Origin of the sequence: Streptomyces sp. NPDC048606 (assembly GCF_040650855.1) — a bacterium.
Classification (GTDB): domain Bacteria; phylum Actinomycetota; class Actinomycetes; order Streptomycetales; family Streptomycetaceae; genus Streptomyces.
Genome location: NZ_JBEZIB010000093.1, coordinates 1 through 3602, shown reverse-complemented (window position 1 = coordinate 3602; position 3602 = coordinate 1). Strand labels below are relative to the sequence as shown.

The 3602-nt window shown below is 75.3% G+C and carries 3 protein-coding genes and 2 pseudogenes; 3 read left to right on the top strand and 2 right to left on the bottom strand.

The features are described from left to right. Positions 1–95: pseudogene (locus AB0D01_RS39550) on the top strand (SAM-dependent methyltransferase); the annotation flags it as partial. Between the two features lie 51 nt (positions 96–146). On the opposite strand, the gene AB0D01_RS39545 reads toward AB0D01_RS39550, so the two are convergent. Further along, entirely contained in the window at positions 147–1523 is a 1377-nt protein-coding gene (locus AB0D01_RS39545; protein ID WP_363064246.1) for an MFS transporter, read from the bottom strand. A gap of 206 nt (positions 1524–1729) precedes the next feature. Further along, positions 1730–2272, bottom strand: a pseudogene (locus AB0D01_RS39540) (TetR/AcrR family transcriptional regulator); the annotation flags it as partial. 225 nt (positions 2273–2497) lie between these two features. Here AB0D01_RS39540 and AB0D01_RS39535 point away from each other — a divergent pair. Together AB0D01_RS39535 and AB0D01_RS39530 are read left to right on the top strand one after the other, a co-directional pair. Further along, positions 2498–3043 (top strand): hypothetical protein, encoded by a 546-nt coding sequence (locus tag AB0D01_RS39535; RefSeq protein WP_363064244.1) that lies wholly within the window; start codon positions 2498–2500, stop codon positions 3041–3043. Position 3044: 1 nt separating this feature from the next. Then, positions 3045–3542: a hypothetical protein gene (locus AB0D01_RS39530; protein WP_363064242.1), complete on the top strand. Its 498-nt coding sequence runs from the start codon at positions 3045–3047 to the stop codon at positions 3540–3542. The last annotated feature ends 60 nt before the right edge of the window (positions 3543–3602 follow it).

The window sequence follows — 3602 nt, the reverse complement described above, 5'->3', positions numbered from 1 at the left end:
AGTCCTCCCTGGTCACCGGCATCGAGGAGGCGTTCATCAACTCCTACAAGGACGGCTCCTTCCAGTACGTCCTGATCGCGGCCGACCGCGTCTGACGCCCGAGGGCACGCAAGCGAAAGGGCCGGGCCCCACCGGGGCCCGGCCCTTCAGCGCGCCACCGGAGCGGGCGCCGGGCGCGCCGCCGACGGTGTGGCGGGCAGCAGGGCGGCGGGCAGCAGCGCGAGGACGACGAGGGCCGTCAGCGCGAGCAGCGGCGGGCCCGTCGTGGTCGCCGCCGGCGCCATCAGACCTGCGGCGACGGCGATGCCGAGGGTGGGGCCGACGTTCATCGCGGTCTGCTTCAGCCCGCCGACCACGCCCGCGTAGCCGGGCGGCGCTTCACCGACCACGGTGCCCGTGGCGGTGACCATGACGGTGGCGAACCCGGCGCCCAGCACCGCGAAGGTGACGGAGACGAAGCCCCACGTGGCGTCCGCGTCCAGGCGGGACAGTCCCGCCGTCCCGAGCGCGACCAGGAGCGTGCCGCCGATCGCGGTCGCGCGCGGGCCGTGCCGGCGCAGCGCGGCGCCGGCCACCGGAGTGCCGAGGACCATGAGGACGGTCAGCGGGAGCACCCGGACGCCGCAGTCGAGCGGGTCGAGCCGCAGGACGTCCTGGAGGAAGAAGGTGCCGACGAACAGCGCGCCGAACATGCCGGCGGAGACGAGCAGCAGCAACCCCATCGAGGCCGTCACCGGGAGCGAGCGCGCCACGTCCACCGGCACCACGGGGTGCGCCGAGCGGCGTTGGTGGCCGGCGAAGGCCACCGCGAGGCCCGCGACGGCGAGGAGACCGAGCAGGGTCGCGGGGGCGCTCCAGCCGTGCGCCGGGACGCCGACCAGGGTGTGCACCAGGGCCGCCAGGGCGAGCGCGAGCAGCGCCGGTCCCGCGAGGCCGAGCCGCCCGGTCGCCCGCCGCTCGGGCGCGGGGGTGCGTACGGCCAGGGTGAGGACGGCGATCGCGAGCCCGATCGGCACGTTCACCACGAACACGGCGCGCCACCCGAGGTGTGCGACCAGGGCTCCCCCGAGCAGCGGTCCGGCGCCGGCCGCGATCCCGATCGCGCTCGTCCGCACGGCGACCGCGCGGGCGAGCCGGTCCGTCGGGTACGCCAGGCGCAGCAGCGCGAGCGTCGCCGGCTGGAGGAGGGCGCCGAAAGCCCCCTGCAGGGCGCGCAGGGCGATCACCCAGCCGACCGTCGGCGCGAGCGCGATGCCGGCGGAGGCGGCGGCGAAGCCGAGGACGCCGACGCGCAGCAGTCGGGTGTGCCCGTAGCGGTCGCCGAGCCGCCCGGCGATCACGAGCAGGGCCGCGACGGCGAGGAGGTAGCCGGTGCTGGTCCACTGCACCTGGCCCACGCTCGCCCCGAGGTCGCGCTGGAGGCCGGGCTGCGCCACGAGCAGGACCGTGCCGTCCAGCGCGACGATCGCCGCGCCGGCGACGCTGACGAGCAGGGCCGGGGCGGGGCGCGGGGGAGCGGTCACGGGCTCACCGGGCCGAGGTGGGCGTCGAACACGGCGGTGAGCAGCCGCTCCAGCCGCTCCTCGTCACGGGCCCTGACCTCGTCGGCGCCGGAGGTCCCGGCTTCGGAGGTCCCGGCTTCGGAGGTCCCGGCCTCGGAGGTCCCGACCCCGGAGGTCCCGCCCCCGGGAGTCGCGGGACCCGACGCCGCGGCGTCGGGGGCGGCGTCCAGGACGAGGCCCAGGCTGCCCCACGCCCACAACTGGACGACCCCGTGCAGGTTCGACCAGAGGGCGGCGGCGGTGACGGCCGCCGGCGGGGCCGTCGTACGCCGTTCCCGTCGCCCCGCGTGACACGCGGCGACCAGCTCGACGAGGAGCTCGAACATCGGGAGCGTCGAGTCCCTGAGCCGGGGCCCGTCCGCGCCCCGGCCCGTGCTGTCCAGCAGGTCGTGACGGAACATCAGCTCGAACATGCCGCGCTGCTCAAGCGCGTAGCGGACGTAGGCCCGCCCGAGCGCCCTCAGGCGCAGTTCGGGGCTGCTCTCGCCGGAGACCTCCCGGTCGCACCGCGCGCCGAGCTCCGCGAACCCGCGGTGGGCGATCGCGGAGAGCAGGGCGTGGTGGGTGGGGAAGTGGCGGCGCGGGGCGCCGTGGGACACACCGGCCCGCCGGGCGATCTCGCGCAGACCGAGGGCGCCGGAACCCTCGGCCCTCACCAGGTCCACCCCGACGTCGATCAACCGGTCCCGCAGGGATTTCTCGCTGTCCATGGAGCGTGTCTACCAGGATGCGTAGACACTGTCTACTTCCGTACGGGCCGCCGGTCCTCCCGGACCGCCCCGAGGCGCGGCCCGCCGCCTTCGCGAGGGCGAGGGTTGCCCCGACCGGGAGCGGGTAGCCGCAGGGCACCCGACGTACCGGCACCGGGTTCCGCACCCGGTGCGCGCGGCACCTCACGCCCGGCGCGTCGTGAACTCCCCGAACGGAGGGCGGACATGTCCACTGCCACACTGATCGGCATCATCGTCGCGGCGGTCGTCGTCGTCCTCGCGCTGACCGTCACATTGGTCGTACTCTCGCGGCGGCGCCGGCTGCGCGACCGGTTCGGGCCGGAGTACGGACGCGCGGTGCGCGAGGAGGGCGGCAGGCTGGCCGCCGAGCGGGAGTTGCGCTCCCGTGAACAGCGCCACGAGAAGCTGGAGATCAAGGAACTGCCCGCGGAGCGGCGCCATCAGTACGCCGACGAGTGGCGAGGCGTGCAGGAACGATTCGTCGACCGCCCGGAAGGCTCCGTCGCGGACGCCGACGCCCTCGTCTCCCGCCTGATGCGCGAGCGCGGCTACCCCACCGACGAAGGGTTCGACGGCCGCGTGCGCGACCTCTCCGTCGAACACGGGAGCACCCTGGGCCACTACCGCGCCGCCCACACCGTCAAGACGCGCAGCGCCGAGGGAGGCGCGACGACCGAGGAACTCCGGGGGGCGATGGTGCACTACCGCGCCCTCTTCGCGGAGCTGCTCGACGACGAGAGGACCCGCTGACATGAACACCATCGATCCTGACGAGCGCCGGACCTCCGGATCCGGCGGACTGACGACCGAGGACATCGCCGATCCGGGACGCGGGAGCGGCACGGGCGCCACCGACACCGCCCCGATCTACCCCGGCGAGGCCACGGCGCGCGACGCGCGGGAGCGGGAGGAGTACGCCGACGCGTCGACCGGCAGGAAGACCGAGGCCGCAGGCGTCGACGCCGCCGACGAGGAGGGCGCGGCGCCGCTGCTGGGCGGCGACGAGGGGCAGGAGTTCCGCCGCCGCTGGAGCGAGATCCAGGGCCGCTTCGTCGACGACCCCCGCGAATCGGTCCGCTCCGCCGACGCCCTGGTGGCCGAGGTCATGCAGTCCCTGGCGAGCACCTTCGCCCAGGACAAGCAGGGCCTCGAAGGTCAGTGGGACCGGGGGGAGGAGGTCCCGACCGAGGACCTGCGGCTCGCACTGCGCCAGTACCGCACGTTCTTCGAGCGACTGCTGCACGCCTGAGGCCGAGGAGGGGCGCGGGTCCTGTGGGGCGGGGCACCCACCGCGTACGCGGTGGGTGCC